General features: G+C 61.9%; 14 protein-coding genes. 6 read left to right on the top strand and 8 right to left on the bottom strand.

From position 1 onward, the window contains the following. Positions 1–201 carry a hypothetical protein gene (locus HNQ08_RS18015; RefSeq protein ID WP_184135230.1) on the bottom strand — a complete coding sequence of 67 codons (201 nt, stop codon included), beginning with the start codon at positions 199–201 and terminating at the stop codon, positions 1–3. A 284-nt stretch (positions 202–485) separates the two neighbouring features. On the opposite strand from HNQ08_RS18015, the gene HNQ08_RS18010 reads away from it, so the two are divergent. After that, positions 486–737 (top strand): PqqD family protein, encoded by a 252-nt coding sequence (locus HNQ08_RS18010; RefSeq protein WP_184135227.1) that lies wholly within the window; start codon positions 486–488, stop codon positions 735–737. Between the two features lie 143 nt (positions 738–880). Further along, positions 881–2257, top strand: a complete 1377-nt coding sequence (locus HNQ08_RS18005) for a nucleotidyltransferase family protein (protein ID WP_184135225.1) — start codon at positions 881–883, stop codon at positions 2255–2257. 286 nt (positions 2258–2543) lie between these two features. Here the strand turns inward: HNQ08_RS18005 and HNQ08_RS18000 are convergent, their stop codons facing one another. Next, positions 2544–3437: a nucleoside/nucleotide kinase family protein gene (locus tag HNQ08_RS18000; RefSeq protein ID WP_184135223.1), complete on the bottom strand. Its 894-nt coding sequence runs from the start codon at positions 3435–3437 to the stop codon at positions 2544–2546. Continuing rightward, positions 3434–3685, bottom strand: a complete 252-nt coding sequence (locus tag HNQ08_RS17995) for a PqqD family protein (RefSeq protein ID WP_184135220.1) — start codon at positions 3683–3685, stop codon at positions 3434–3436. Before HNQ08_RS17995 ends, HNQ08_RS18000 begins: the two co-directional genes overlap by 4 nt. A 376-nt stretch (positions 3686–4061) precedes the next feature. Between HNQ08_RS17995 and HNQ08_RS17990 the strand changes: the two genes are divergently transcribed. The 3 genes from HNQ08_RS17990 (at position 4062) to HNQ08_RS17980 (ending at position 9588) form a co-directional block, all read left to right on the top strand. Further along, a complete protein-coding gene (locus HNQ08_RS17990) occupies positions 4062–4241 on the top strand; it encodes a hypothetical protein (protein ID WP_184135218.1) in 180 nt (59 codons plus the stop codon). 44 nt (positions 4242–4285) lie between these two features. Further along, a complete protein-coding gene (locus HNQ08_RS17985; protein WP_184135215.1) occupies positions 4286–5263 on the top strand; it encodes a hypothetical protein in 978 nt (325 codons plus the stop codon). 152 nt (positions 5264–5415) lie between these two features. After that, a complete protein-coding gene (locus HNQ08_RS17980; RefSeq protein WP_189366281.1) occupies positions 5416–9588 on the top strand; it encodes a cadherin-like domain-containing protein in 4173 nt (1390 codons plus the stop codon). 209 nt (positions 9589–9797) lie between these two features. Here the strand turns inward: HNQ08_RS17980 and HNQ08_RS17975 are convergent, their stop codons facing one another. Genes HNQ08_RS17975 through HNQ08_RS17965 form a run of 3 tightly spaced genes read right to left on the bottom strand, consistent with a single transcriptional unit; the run spans position 9798 to position 11354 of the window. Continuing rightward, positions 9798–10322 carry a phage tail protein gene (locus tag HNQ08_RS17975; protein WP_184135211.1) on the bottom strand — a complete coding sequence of 175 codons (525 nt, stop codon included), beginning with the start codon at positions 10320–10322 and terminating at the stop codon, positions 9798–9800. 12 nt (positions 10323–10334) lie between these two features. Further along, on the bottom strand, positions 10335–10838 hold the full coding sequence (locus HNQ08_RS17970) for a phage tail protein (protein ID WP_184135208.1): 504 nt from the start codon (positions 10836–10838) through the stop codon (positions 10335–10337). A 15-nt stretch (positions 10839–10853) separates the two neighbouring features. Continuing rightward, a complete protein-coding gene (locus HNQ08_RS17965) occupies positions 10854–11354 on the bottom strand; it encodes a phage tail protein (RefSeq protein WP_184135206.1) in 501 nt (166 codons plus the stop codon). A 239-nt stretch (positions 11355–11593) separates the two neighbouring features. On the opposite strand from HNQ08_RS17965, the gene HNQ08_RS17960 reads away from it, so the two are divergent. Continuing rightward, positions 11594–11791: a hypothetical protein gene (locus tag HNQ08_RS17960; protein WP_184135340.1), complete on the top strand. Its 198-nt coding sequence runs from the start codon at positions 11594–11596 to the stop codon at positions 11789–11791. Positions 11792–12064: 273 nt separating this feature from the next. On the opposite strand, the gene HNQ08_RS17955 is transcribed toward HNQ08_RS17960, so the two are convergent. Both HNQ08_RS17955 and HNQ08_RS17950 read right to left on the bottom strand, forming a co-directional pair. After that, positions 12065–12928 carry a hypothetical protein gene (locus tag HNQ08_RS17955; protein ID WP_184135203.1) on the bottom strand — a complete coding sequence of 288 codons (864 nt, stop codon included), beginning with the start codon at positions 12926–12928 and terminating at the stop codon, positions 12065–12067. 413 nt (positions 12929–13341) lie between these two features. Beyond that, positions 13342–13806 carry a competence protein CoiA family protein gene (locus HNQ08_RS17950; protein ID WP_184135200.1) on the bottom strand — a complete coding sequence of 155 codons (465 nt, stop codon included), beginning with the start codon at positions 13804–13806 and terminating at the stop codon, positions 13342–13344. Positions 13807–14329: the final 523 nt, after the last annotated feature.

Below are 14329 nucleotides of genomic sequence, written 5' to 3'. Positions count from 1 at the left end.
TTACAGGCCGCCGTTCTTGGGCTTCCCGGCGAGGAGATTGCCCAGGCCAGTGCCGAAGCCGATCTCACCCGTCCCGCCGCTGAGCTGCAAGGTGACGACGGTCCACGCACCAAGGTCCTGGACCTGTGGGCGCTCATAGGCGGGCTTCTGAACGGTGTCGATGGACTGCAGGGTGACGGTTGCCGTGATTTGCTGAGACATGACACTTCCTCCAAAGTTGGCGGGATAATGAAATGCGGACACATCAAATTAACAGCCCTTTCTTACAAGGACTCGAATGATGAAGAGATTCATTGATGAAGTGAAATATCTTATATTTTAAATGCGAAGTATTTAATAGAGCTGGCACTTTCTGTTTAAAGATGAGATCTGGTTATCAGAGAGGTTTTAGGAGGGCCTCCTTCCGCTCACCGCTCGAAGAGTGGCAGGAACGGCCTGAAGGCTGAAAACCCCGACAGCAGATCGTGCCTTATCCTTGACCAACCATGTGGACGAAGGAAGCAAATGTCCTAGAGACGGACCTGGGGGATGAGATGGTGCTAATGCACGCTGGTCTCGGCGAAATGTTCAGCCTCAACGATTCAGGCCGTGTGATCTGGCAGGCCCTGCCAGCCACGGAAGACACCCTGGAACAGCTGCTGATCACCACCTATGGCCTTGACGCCGACCAGGCCCGCGCTGATCTGCGTAGCCTGCTGTCCGAACTGGCCCACCGGACCCTGATTCATCAGCATTAATCTCGAGCGCGGGCGCCCGTCTTCAACGCACCCACCACGGGGCCCGTTATCAAGATGCATGCCTGGACGTTTCCCGAGGTCCCCGCTTTCCTCACGAGACTGTTTGCCGAAGAGTCACCCGTTGATGGGCGATAGTGGGTCCTATGGTCACTCTTGATCGGAACGTCATTGTCCGGGCGCTCACGACCGATCCCCCGGATGTGGCGGAGGATGACCTGCCGCACCTGCTCCAGGCGCAGATCGCCGGTGAAGTGCGGGCCCGTCTCCCCCAAGGGCATCCACTCAGGGCAAAGCTGCAACACCGACATCTGCAACTTGGATTGCGGCACGCCGCCATCCGGGCAGAATTGAGACCTCTATTGGCGGCCTGGGCCCAGGAAGACATCCCGGTGCTCCTGTTCAAGGGGTTTGCGCTCGCTGAATTTGAGTACGCGACGCCCGGAGAACGGTTTTACGGAGACGTTGATGTCCTGTTGCCGAATGACCCGGCACAGCTGACCCGCGCCGTTCATATCGCCCTGGCGCATGGATGGCGCAGCGACGGATTTCACGCCCTCCCTGGGCAGTGGACCCATGAAAGCGGACGCCTGATGGGCCAGCACACCCGAATTGACCTTCACCGGTTCGCGCTCGCATGGTTTGGTGGTCCTCACCACCGCCGTCCTCAAGACCAGGTTCGCTCCATCACTCAGCAGGTGTGGGCCAGAGCGCTGAGGGTGGACTGGAGCGGCATCCCCATCTGGCGCCCACACCCAGAGGACGCTGTTGTGGTCAACGTTGCGCTGGCCCGGCAATGGGGCAACGATGTGGGCCACCTGAAAGCAGCGGATTATCCTGATACACGTTTGCTGATGTCCAAGTATGGCTTGACCTGGGACGCCCTGGCCGCCCGGGCACAGTCCCTTGGAGGACCGAACACCTGGGCCGCCTTCCGTTCCGTCTGCGATCCAGAGCGTCATTCTTTTGCGTGGAACTCGCCGACCCTGTGGCGCCTGAAGACCGCTGCCCAACGCGACGGCCATCACACGCTCCGCGCCCGCTGGTTCACCTGGTGGTTTCCCTGGTCGGTCGCTTGGCGTCCTCGGCTGCGCAAGCTCACTCGCCTGCCTGGGCTGTTGCCTGACGTCCTGGCTGCCTGGCAGGCGGTCCGCGCAGGCGGTGATCCCCGAGAACATCTGGACAGGTGGACGCCGATTCCGCCCGGGCGCACCGTATCGGCAGCGGCCGTGATGGACATCGTCGCGGGCGTTCGTGTGCTGACGAAGCTGTTCTACCCTCGCCAATCCCTGCGCGGCACTTGTGTGCCGCGGGCCTATGCGACGTATCGGGCGTTGCGGCGACGTGGCTTTCCGGCCGTCTTTATCAGCGGCGTCCACCGTGACGAACAGGGCATCCAGGGACATGCATGGATCGAAGAACTCCACGCACCCCTGAAGAACTATGGCGAGCCTCTCAACCATCTGCGCTTCAAAGAAATGTTGAGATATCCGGAGGTGCAGGACCCACCTCGGGTGGGCTGAACAGCAAGACGTTGTGATGGCATGCGAGCGACCTGGCCAGGGCACGACCCCCAACTGCATCTGGCCCAGTGGACACACAGATTCCTCCCTTCGCCAGAAATCGTATGGGAGATCGTGTTGGCCTCCCCGCGTCTACGCCACCTGCCATTTGGATCACCTGGCGGACACGTGAGCGACGCCATTCACACGAAAACGAATATTGTGGGGTACGCATGGTGCGAGGTCATCTCCCCGCGCTGAACGAATCCAGCAAGTGGGAGTATCGGCAAGGCTTCAAGGAAACGCTTTAGGATCCGGATTGATCCCAGTTGTCCAGGCCAAGCCTGGGCCTGACAACTCTCAGCACGTCCTCTCGGGTGACGCCTTGAATGTGGAGATGACGCAGCAGGACACCAACTCCGGACGCCGTGGCTTGACGGCCCGTCTGTGTCAGGGGAACTCCAGTGGCGTCCCATAAAGCGCGAATCCGCTCGGCGAGACTGGGCTCTGGGGAAAGACCGAAGACCAACAGGCTCTGGAGCGTTGCCTGAGCGCCTGGATGCGTGAGCGGCAACAGCAATTTGCCGTAGGCGTCGTGGCCTGCCGCTTGCGACAGCAGGTGAGGCGCAAAGGTCCGCACGCTGTCGTCAAAGGCCCGCAGGTGTTGATCGAACCCCACCACCCGCTGGTCTTCCGGCCGGACCCAGGCTTGGTCCTCGGAGAGAATGGTGACGCCCAGCCCCGCGAGACGAAGGGCAGCCGTACTTTTTCCTGCCCCACTGACGCCCGTCAGGCCTACCGCCTGCTCGCCCTGCATCAGGACGGCAGAGTGCAGGGGCAGCCATCCCCCAGCACGGTGTGCCTCAGTCCAGGCGAGAAACCAGGCCTCTGCTGGAACCGGATGGTTTCCCAGAGTCAGGCAGACGTCGCCGCCCTGGACCTCCAGATGCAGCGCCTCTCCCAGCCACAGCTCATCACCTCTCACCCTGACGGGGAGGGGCATGCGTGCCACCATCACTTCCACAGGTGCCACGGGTGGCACAGGAGCAAGGGATCCGTAGCGCAAGATGATCTTGCGGGACGGTGAGCTCACTCCGGCGTATCCCCACTGCTGCCGCAAGGGCCCCAGCACGTCCTCGCCAATCCCGCTGGTGGTCACCAGAGCGTCGAGGCTCAGAAAGTCCTGTGCCCCCCGGGTCATCTGCGCTGAATCAGGTTTTTGGCTTCGAGGTCCGCAAGGAGGGTATCAGCGTCCCTTTCGGCCTGCGAATCCTCCACCTCAAAAGCTCCTGTCAACGTCGAGGCGATCTGCCTGGTCGTTGCGGGCAGGGCCTGCCACACGACTCGCCCTGAGCCATTGAGCTGGAACATCTGACTGCTTCCGGTGTGCATCAGGACGAGTTCGTCCCCGAGATCGGTGACGAGCACCTCTGGATGGGCTTCCCACATGCAGAAAGGGTAGCGCGATGCGAAACGGTCAGCATGGAGTCTGCTTCATGGACGAGGAGTGGCAGCTCGTGAGCTGACCGTCAAGAACCTGCGCCCCTCGAACCAATGGTGCCCTATCTCAGCTGGAAGGGACGTCGTAAGGAAGCTACGCCCACATTGACACCATGCTGGCCACCCACAGGACGATATTCAACACGTCTGCGTGGGCCGACGTCTGCTGCCCAGTATTTTCAGACCACTTTGCCCTCTTCCGAGGCTTTTCCTAAAAATGAGACCTGTTCTTCGCAGTCTTCGAGCGCCACTCCGTCTTAAGGCTCATGAGTTCACTCTACATGCAATAACAATCTAAAGGTCATGAAAGTAATATCATCCGCTCATGTCAAATCAGAACTCGGCTGCGATTCCGCCAGCACAGCTTTCGCCTGCCCATAAGGAACCCTATGAGCGGCCCAGCCTGACCGCTCTGGGCGCGTGGAGCGTGGTCACGCTGCAACAGAGTGTTCCCATTACCATCCTCCCCAGCGTCACGTCCTGGCTCAAGGGCCGCGATAGCTGAAGCTCTTGTCCCAGGTCATCAAGCCCTCAGGAGGGGCTCGCCCTATGGTTTCCAATTTGCCCTTGCAGCGCCTGCTCCTCCTCACCCTCACTGGTCTTCTCGCCAGTTGTGGGACTTCACCCCTCCAGTCGGTCCCCGTACCCAACGCACTGGGCGTGATGGAACTGACCTTTACTGGCCTGGGAACTTCCCACGTCAGCGCCACCGTCGAGCCCCTGGGGGTTTTGAGACCTCAAGACACCACGGCGCTGGCCTCCGGCATCCAGCTGCGCAGCGTTGCCACCTCTGCTTTCGACGTTGGCCCTCGGGGTGCTGGCGGGCAACGGTACCTCTCGGCCACCTTCGAGGTCCGGAACGCGAGCGCTGACGGTACGGCTTACTCCACTGTACGGCAGAATCTGACGTTCTTCGCAGCCAACAGGGTCAGCAACCTCAGTGGTACGGCCGTGACCAAGCTTGTGCGGTTTGACAACACCGACGCAGATCCTGCCATTGCGCTCAATATGCTTCCCACTCACGGCATGCAGTTCAGCCCCACGTTGAATAACGTGATCGTTGATCCCCAAGCCGCAGACTTCCAAGCCTTCCGGGAAACGGAGGTGGACGCCAGCACCTTCACGCCCGCGAGTACCGTGGCCCTCTTTCCCTACGGCTTTGTGGTCCGCAATGCCAGTGGCACCGGACGTGATCTGCCGGGCAACCCCACTCCGGAACAGTTTAACGGCCGGGTGACTTTCGCGTACCGCTTGCCCCTGCAGAGCGCGGCTGACGCCGATCCCTACCAGGTTCGCATTCTCGTCCAGGCCGCGGATACCAGCCTTGTGCGTGTCACCGAAAGCCTGGAAGAGCAGAGCACCGCCGCAGCGCAGACGCCTGCACAGCGGGCGGCAGCCCTCGGAGGCGCGGAAGTGGCGACCTTCAAAGGCAGCACCTACAGCGGCGCGAACGCCGTTCCCCTCTGTCAGGTCCGCACCGCAGGGACCTCAGCAGCCCCCACCGCCTTTCTCGGAGGTCCCTGCTGATGAAGCGCTCCACGTCCCTCGGCCTCGTCACCGCCCTGACCCTCAGCCTCATCGCGGGTTGCGCACAACCCTCGGTTCCGCAAACCCCGAGCGCAGGCATCACCCCACCCACCACTGGGGTGAGCCCCGCGCCGGGAACGAAGCCTCCAGGTGTGACCCCCACACCAGCGACCCCAACCCCTACGCCCCTCCCAGGAGACGGCCTGGTGGAGATCACGTTCAGTGACATCGGCAGCGAGGCCATGGGCAGCAGCGCGAAAACCTGGGTGGCGCCGCACCTGGCCGGTCAGGGGTTACAGGCGACCTCCGGCAACATTCAACTTGAACCAGTCTCGCGCGGTTCGTTCACGAGCGGCATCCGGGGCAGCGGGGGGTACCGGTATCTGTACGCCACCTTCAAGGTCCGAAATGCGGGCACAGACGGCACACCGTATGCCACGGCCCGCAGCAATCTGACCTTCGTGGCGGCCAGCACGTCCGGAACGCTCAGCGAGAGTGCCCTGCGCACCTTCAAGAAGTTCGACGGGACAAACGCCGATCCGAGCATCGCGCCGACCATCGTTCCGACGCACGGCATGCTCCTCAACCGGCTGAGTGGACAGCCCACCCTGATGCCGGGCGGAGAGGACTTCCAGATCTTCACGGAAGACGAAGTGGATCCCTCCCGCTTCACCACCCCCACCACCCCCGCTGCTCTCGGCGTCACCAAGCTGTTTCCGTACGGCTTTGTGGTGCGCAATACGAGCACCCCGGGCAGCCGGAGCCTGCCGGCCAACCCTGGCGTGAATCAGTTTGACGGCACCGTGACGTTCGCGGTGAAGGTGCCGTTGCAGACCACAGCGAGCGAGGATCCGTTCACGTTCAGCATGATGTTCCGTGCGGTGGACGATCCCGTGACCCGGGTGACCGAGAGCGTGGAGGAGCAGGGCGCCAGCACGCAGGTGGGCACGCGGGCGGCGGCGCTGGGAGCAGCGCAGGTTGCGGCCTTGTGCGGCTCGAATTACGCCGGGGCGAACCTGAAGTTCATTCCCAGTGTGACCCTGGCGGGCAACACCCAGCGTCTCTCGCGCCTCGGTGGTGACTTCATTTTGAGGGACACGACGGTGCCGACCGTTTCAGTGGTGGGCAACACCAGCGTGAACGGAACTGGACTCCTGACGCGGGTGGAGGCCCGGCCGGTGAGCGACGCGCCAGCCCCGACACTGACGGTCTCTGCACCTGCGAGCAGTGCACAGGGCGGAGATGTGACGGTGACTGCTGATGGCAGTTACGTGTTCAACCCGAAGGCTGGGGCAACCAACGTCACCGATACCCTGAATTACGCGGTGTCGGACGGGACCTGTATTACGCCTGCGGGAACGCTGCAAGTGCCACTGGCCATTGGTCAGCGCGTCTGGTATGTCAACAACACCAACACCACGGGGACGCCGGACGGCCGCCGGTCTGGACCATTCTCCACCCTCGCCGCCGCGCAGAGCGCCTCCAGTGACGGAGACATCATCTACGTGTACCGGGGAGACGGAACCAGCACCGGTCAGAACGCTGGCATCACCCTCAAAACCAACCAGAAGCTCATCGGCCAGGGCGTCCCGCTGACTGTCAGTGGCACCAGCATTGAAGCTGCGGGGCAAGCGCCTGTGATCGGACACACTGCTGGCGCGGCCATTACGGTGGCTGCAAACAATGCGCTGCAGGGACTGAGCGTCAGTGCCAATGGAACGGGTGCCAAAGGCATTGCCGGGACCGGTTTCGGCACCCTGGATCTCTCGAACGTGGACGTTTCGAGCACCGGTGGACCAGCCCTCGATCTGACGAACGGGACGCTGAACGGAACGGTCAATGGCCTCTCCAGCTCCAACAGCGCCACCACCGGAGTGAACCTGAATGGCGTTGGCGGGACGCTCACAGCTGCGGGCGGCTCCATCAGTGGCGCCACTGGAACGGCCTTCAACGTCACTGGCGGCAACGTCAATGTAAGGTACGGCGGCTCGATCACCTCGGGCAGTGCCCCGCTAAGTGCATTGCTCAGCGTGTCCGCCGGCCACACCGGGACGCTGGCCTTTGAGGGGGCCCTCTCCGCCACCAATGGCACTGGACTGCAGTTCGACGACGCCGATGGCACCTACAACTTCAATGCACCCACCAGCACGACCTCCCTGAACGGCGGGGATGCTGGCATTGATATCTTGCATGGCTCAGGCGGGACGTTTGCATTCGGTCGCAGCGAAGCCCCTGCGGACTTTGCAGTGACCAACCCCTCGGGTTCGGCCCTGGTCGTGAACGCTTCTAGACCGAACATCACGTACAACGGGAACCTCACCAAGAGCGGGACAAGTGCGGGCCTGCTCGTGGACATCACCAACCAGGCGAGCGGCACCGTGACCTTCCAAAATGGCACGTTGAGTTCGTCCTCCACGACTGGGACGGGACTGAACTTCTCGAATGCCGACGGCACCGTCAACTTGAACGGCATGACCACTTTGAACGGTGGAGACGCCGGGATCGACGTCATCGCTGGGTCAAGCGGGACGATCAAGATTGCCGACGGCACGGGCAGTGCCAGCATCACGAACCCGACAAATGAAGCGGTACGCATTGACGCGAGTACCCCAACGTTCTCCTATGGCGGGTCGATCAACAAGACGAACGGTTCGACGGGCATCACCGTGAGCAGCAACACCGGTGGAACCATTGACTTCAAGGGCACCACGAAGACCATCACCTCGTCGGGGAGCGCTGCCGTGAACCTTACAAGCAACACGGGCACGACCATCAGGTTCATCAATGGTGGCCTGGCGGTGACCACGACCACGGGGAGTGGCCTGAATGCGAAGGGCGGCGGCACCCTGAGTGTTGAAGGCCCGAACAACACACTCTCGAGTGTGGGTGGCACGGCACTGTACGTGCAGGACACCACCATCGGGGTAGGTGGCTTAAGCTTCAAGAGCATCTCTGCCAATGGTGGCAGCAACGGGATCCTCCTGGACAACACGGGGGCAACGGCCGGGCTGAGCGTGGCAGGTGATGGAGCGACGGCAGGCTCGGGCGGCACCATCCAGAATGCAGGCGGCGCCGACGGAGCGGTGAGCGGCAATGGCGTGTACCTGAACCGCACGAGCAACGTCAGCCTCAAATGGATGAACTTTACCGGGAGCCAGAACAACGGGGTGTACGGCACCGGCGTGCGTGGCTTCACCCTGGACCAGGCGCGCTTCACTGGCAACACAGGAACGAGCAACAGCGGCCTGTACAACGAGTCTGACGTCCAGTTGGTCGACGTGGGCGGCGCCGTGAGTCTCACCAACTCGCAGCTCGACGGTGCCGCCATGAATGCGGTGCGGATCGAGAACATCACCGGCACGGCACCCACGATCAACCCACTCACGATCACCAACAACAAGGTCTTCACCATGCAGGGCAGCACGTCAGACGTGCGAGGGACCGCGCTGCTGGTGACCCTGATGGACGGCACGGCCAACGCGCAGATCAGCAACAATGACGTGCGCGTCTGGTGGGGCAACGCCATCCACGTCCTGATGCAGGGCAGCGCTTCCGGGACGGCGCGGATCAGCAACAATTTCGCAGACAACACCAACGGCGCACTCGCCGGAGCTGGGGGCATCTGGGTGGCGGGGTGCAACTTCGCCTACAACATCTCTGGCAACACCGTTAGGCGAACCAACGGCACGGCGATCAGCGCGGACAAGGCCAATTGCGCCGGGGCAACGTTCCAGGGCACCATCGACGCCAATACCATCGGCCAGTCGGGGGTCGCGAACTCCGGTTCGGGCACCGGCATTGGCATCTTCGCCTCGGGCCGCAATGGCACGTCGACGGTCAGGATCAGCAACAATGTGCTGCGTCAGATCAACGGCTCAGCGAGCGGCGCCATCACGCTCCAGACCGGCGACAACGTGGCCTTCTCGCCGTCCGGCACCTTGAACGCCACGGTCATTGGGAACAACATTCAGGAGTCTGGCACGACCGTCAACAACGCGCAGCACGGCATTCTGATCACACACGGTGCCACCAGCTCGGGCGCAGGCGACTCGCACCAGGGCTGCTTCGACGTGTTGAACAACACGATCGTCAACTTCACCAGCGGAACGGCGAACAACCGCATCCGGGTCAACCAGCGCTTCTCGACCACGTCACGTTGGCCTGGGTACACTGGCACAGCGACCGGGAGCACCTCAACGACCGACCTGGGGAACTACCTGCTCAGCCGGAACACGGCGTCGACGGCCACCAACGCCAACCTCTCGACCGGCGGGTTCCTCAACACCACTCCACCTGGCTCCGCCTGCCCGCAGCCATCCATGTAACCGTTCTCAAATGTCGGTGGCTCCCACGGCTTCGTGCCTGGGAGCCACTTTTATCGTGCAAGCGGGGAGCCGGTGGCACGATCGCCAGGCCAACGGCGATCTGCCCTGAAGGTGGACCGGCGAAGGGACATCTCACCAGCCCACTGTCTGCTGAGAACACCCACACCTCCAGCCCAAGCCAAGGTGTGGGTGTTCTGAATCATCTGTCCTCAGGGTCTTTGCGGGAAAACACCTTGCAGAGCAATGCAGAAATTCATGACCAGTGACGGCATCATGTTCGAATGCGGAAGACTGCCGCCAGCGGGCGTCAGGGCTTGCGGGGCCATCTGAACGAGATTTGCGGTGCTCGGCTGGTACGCGAAAACCCCCTGCGATTGCGCAAGGGTCCGACTTGGATTGGGAGCATTGAGGTCGGCCGGGTCAAGGGTGTCCGCCATCTGGAAGTGGATATGGATGGGCATTTCAGTCGGAAGAAGCGTGACGTTCTCGCTTCCTCCACTTTGACCGAGGTCATAGGCTGACAATCCGTTCCCCTGACCAGGCATCAGTGGCGCGGCACCCTGAAGATTAGGCAGGCCGAAAGTACTTTTGCCGTCTCCTCCGTAAGTGACGCCCAGGAGAGAAAAAAGGGCCGTGTTCTGCGAGATGGGAAGCAGTTGCCCGTTGCACAGCGCCCAACCGCTGGGCGCAAAGGTAAAGGGGAACGCGCGAATTTCAGCCAGAAATGGTTCCATTTGGTCGCTCCTTTACCCTTGAGTGGGGAAAACGCCGAAGAGAGAGATAATGAAGTTCACGCAGAGATAGGGTTGAAGGTTGGTGTGGGGTTGACTGCCGCCCACAGGACTGATCGCCTGATTGTTCATGGGGTCTGTACTTTGACCTTCGTAATACAGCTGTACGCCGCCGCTGGTCTGCGCCAGGACGCTTCCGGCTGGCGACGCGTTGCTGCCTGATGTTGTCGTTGCGGCCAGGGGATGAGAGTGCACCGGGATCTGCTGAACCGTCAGGGTAACATGCTCCTCGCCACCCGTTTGAGCCAGAGCGAAGCCGGCTCCTTGATGCACGGGAACGCGGCTGCGCAGGTCGGGCAGGGCAAATGTGTTTTCACCGTCTCCGCCATACGTGGTCCCAATCAGTTGAAAGAGCACTTCGTTCTCGGAAATAGGCAGCAGTTGACCCGCACAAAATTCCCATCCCACCGGCGCGAAGTTCCCAGCGAACATCCGGATTTCTCCAACATAGGGTGTCATAAACGTGACTCCTGTTTAATTTGGGGAGGGGAAAACCCCAACCAAGGCGATGCAGTAGGACAACGTGAGGTAGGGCTGCATGTTGTCGTGGGCCTGGCTGCCCCCCACAGAGGTGATGGTTCCTGGTTCGAGGGTGGTGAGTGCCCCGCCTGTTCCGTATCCGCCGTTGACGGGCGCCAGCAGTGCACCTGATGGGTCTGCCTGAGTGCCAGCGGCATCGCTGGAGGCTTGCAGCATGTGGGTGTGTTGCGGGAGTTGCTGCATGCTCAACGTCACGTTCGGTGAGCCCATCTGCTGTCCGAGGGTGTAGCCACTTCCGGTATGCACTGGAACCCGGCCCCGGAGATCCGGGAGGGCAAAGTTGGTCTGCCCATTTCCGCCGTACATGGTGCCCAGCAGGGCGAACAGCGCCTGGTTCTGGTTGATCGGCAGCAGCTGACCATTACAGAGAGCCCAACCTTGGGGCGGGTAGTAAAAACTCATCAACCGGATCTCGCTGAGGAACTGATCATCCATGAAGGTCTCCTTGTTGTCTGTCCAGGAAAGGACTTGCAACCAATGCTGAGGAAGTTTGACTTGTTGGGCTTCACTGCGGGAGGACACAAACGGTTGGGATGTCAGGCGTGCGAAAAGAGGAAGGCTAGCCTGACCAAAAGGCACCCCCATCCCGAACCGGGGATATGGGGCGTGAAGATCAATCTCCCGACAGTCAAGGCGATTGATGGAGCCACAGCAGTTCGTGGGATCAATCATAAATGTTGGGAAGGTCCTCGGAGGCGAAAATCTATGCCGCCCAGGACCTTTCGCTGAAGGCCAGGGCATCCTGGCCTTCAGATGCGAACGTGGTGGGCGTGGCGAAGGCGAAGAGCGCCTACATGGTCGACGTCGCCTCCCTGCAACATGGGGTGGGCTTCGGCCCCTGGACACGCATGAGTGGATTCAGTGAGCAGTGAATCGAGGGGCGGGAGACGGTGCTCGAGTAAACGCAGCCTCAAAAGCAAGCCCCCGCCCAGGCCAGCAATGGCCGAGCGGGGGCTCATCCATGGTTCGGGCCAGCGACGCTGTGTTCAACCCTCGTGCGGGTGCTGAAGGTCTATCAATCTGCTTGGGAAGCTCTTCCCGCCCGCCAACAGGTTAATTTTTCCAAATGTTAGGTGCTGAGCACAACCCCTTAAAACACACCTGATCCCCCAGGCCACTTCAGGCATACATTACGGTGTCCACGGTCAAGAGTGGGCGACGCTCTGGCCGGATTGTGCCAGGAACTGGCGTTGGAGGGTCACCGGCGCCTTGCCGTTGAGCCGAAACGTTGTCGTTTCGTCAAACGCCCCGTCGAGCACCCGGGGGGTCAACGGGATGTACAGAAATTCAACCTGCTCGTGCTGAAAAGTCAGCGGTGGAAACAGATCCAACGCCACTCCAATTTCAGGGGCGAGCGTCACGACATCCTCCACCGTCGGAGGGCGCCCGTGGCGTTGCTCAAACAACCGTTGACCCGTCGCACTGAAAAACTCCGGCCCTTGCAAGACGCCAGGCTCGCCTTCCTCCTGCAGGAGGACTGGGGGAAGCTGGCGCAAGGCCCAACCCGGCAAGGGTTGCTGCTGCAAGCTGACGTCCACTACCGCAAAAGGAGGCGCATACACCCAGGTGTGGGCTGTGAATCCCACTCGCTCATTGGTGCTCAGCGGTCCAAAGTTCAGCCGGTGTCCGCTGGGGAGCCCTGCCTGATAGGCCCCGGCGACCACGACATTCCAGATGCCCTGCCGTTCGAGCAGGCGGGAAAGCAGGGTGGCGGCTTCCAGGCAGCGCCCGGGACGCCCGTCGGCCACCAGTTCCGCGTGGATGAAGGCGGCGGTCCGGTGGATGGCCAGTCGGGCGCGTTGCAGGTAGGCCGCGCTGGGTTCCAGGGCGAACACGTAGCGGGCATACGCTTGCCATAGGGTCGGATCCTGTCTGACCCGGTGGCGAAAGGCAGGTTGATCGTAAAAGCCTGGGCGAGAGGCGTCGACGCCTGCCTCGAGGAACTGCTGGCGCAACTGACGTCGGAGACGGCGGGCGCTGCCGGGCAGGCTTGAAGGTCTGGCACTCAAGCGGGCCAGCCTTGCCAGGAAGAGGCAACATCATGGGGTTGGCCAGCCTCCAGGGACCGGAGGTGCGGTTGGCCTGAGCAGTCGAAGTTTTCGGTCAAGCGTGTCAGAACGACGGGCGTGGGAACACCTGGAGGGGCAAAGCGGGGGACCAGTCGTCCAACCATCAGGCGAGCAGAACATAGCGAGAGGAAAAGAGAGGGGGATTCATCTGAACTTAAGGTTACCCGACAGCTCTGCGTGAGACCACCAGGACGAGAGATACCCTGATCCAGCTTCCTACAGGTTGAACTGATATTCCGAAGTGTCAGGTCAGGTGCTGAGGTCCGAGCTAAGTGGTCGGATCGTCCGATAGGGGCGCCCGAACTTTGCCTGCTGGGTCTCGGCGTCTTGGTATCGGGCCACCCAGAGTCGGCTCAGGTTCGCCAGAGGCCGTTCGAACAGGATCTGGGCGGCAATCTGTCGACGTGTGGGCCGTGCAGCAGCGTGGCTACATCGAGCCGGTACACCGCGTCCCCAACTGCCATGGTGTATTCGGTGGCCACCTCGGTGTGTGGTCCGGCAATGGGGTCAAATGGGAGTGCCACCGTCTCCGGACAGCTGGGCCAGGAGCAGGGAACGTGCAGGACGAACGGTCGCTCGCGCTCGCGCAGGGCAAGCGCCAGCTCAAGTTTGGCGGCGTGATGGACCACGCCCTCGCCGGTGCAGTTCGTGATCTCGTAATGGCTGAAGTGCGGCGCATTGACGGGTCCGCGGCGAAGTTTGACCCGGGTGGCGCAGTCCTGGCAGATGTATGGATGCTCGGGACCCTTGAGAGCCACAATGGCCCTTGTCACGGTCCCGTCCGCCAACAGTGCGTACCGCATTCGAACTTCTGCCATGGCTGGTCAGTATGACGCGCGGCACAGCGTTCTTCTCAACCAGGGGCGTTCCGTATCAGCTGCGACGCGGTATGACGAGAGGGGACAGTCTTAGGCAGGGGGTCTTGGTGGCCTGCGTCATCGTATGGTGACCTCAGGAGCGCTTAGCTCCCAATCGATCGAAGTAAGAAGCCACAGCAGAGCGCCTTGCAGGCGCGGCCCTCCATGCGAGTTCCCCCGCCGTGGGCAGGAACGAGGCCTCCAGGGCAGCGGCGTGCCGTGAGGAACGCCGCAGGAGGCCTTCTCGCATTCCGGTCCCTGACCTCGCTGGAAGGTGGGCAGTGCAGGGCGTGGCAATTCGGGGTGCAACCCATTTATGCCACCGGCAAAAAGCGCCGGTGGATGCTGGCGCAGGCGACTTCCGGCCAGGAGCTGGGATTCGGCCTAGAGAGGCAGATAGGGTGAGCGCGGACCTGTGACTACCCTTGCCGGAGCCTGAGCCGGGCTACTCGCCCTCGCGGACCCGGAGGACGTGATCTGGACG

Source organism: Deinococcus humi, from assembly GCF_014201875.1.
Lineage (GTDB): Bacteria > Deinococcota > Deinococci > Deinococcales > Deinococcaceae > Deinococcus > Deinococcus humi.
This window is presented reverse-complemented; position numbering and strand designations above follow the sequence as displayed.